General features: G+C 44.8%; 1 protein-coding gene. It reads right to left on the bottom strand.

What is annotated here, in order from left to right; genetic code table 11:
• Positions 1–256 (bottom strand): cbb3-type cytochrome c oxidase subunit II (locus tag AB4585_RS23685; protein WP_372171212.1); only part of this gene is annotated, 256 nt, incomplete at its 3' end.
• Positions 257–299 lie beyond the last annotated feature (43 nt).

The following is a 299-nucleotide window of genomic DNA, read 5'->3' as shown; positions in this document are numbered from 1 at the left end:
CTGTTTCAGAACGGAACGGACGAATCATTTGGCTATGACATACGTTACATCCTTCGCGGATGTACACATCACGACCTTCCATTTCTAGTGCAGAGTACACGCGCAGGTTCTGTACAGGCTCAGTGGTTTGCTTTTGGAAAATCAACGGAGTGATCTCTACCAATGCCCCCAAGCTGATTGCGAATACAATCAGAATTGCCAGTAGTCCAACGTTTTTCTCAACTAGCTCGTGGCGATTTTTTGGATTATTAGCCATATCAAAATCTCCTATTGTGCCGGTTGAGGAACAGCTTTAAGAC

Origin of the sequence: Vibrio sp. 10N.222.49.C9 (assembly GCF_041474985.1) — a bacterium.
Taxonomy (GTDB): Bacteria; Pseudomonadota; Gammaproteobacteria; order Enterobacterales; family Vibrionaceae; genus Vibrio; species Vibrio crassostreae_C.
This window is presented reverse-complemented; position numbering and strand designations above follow the sequence as displayed.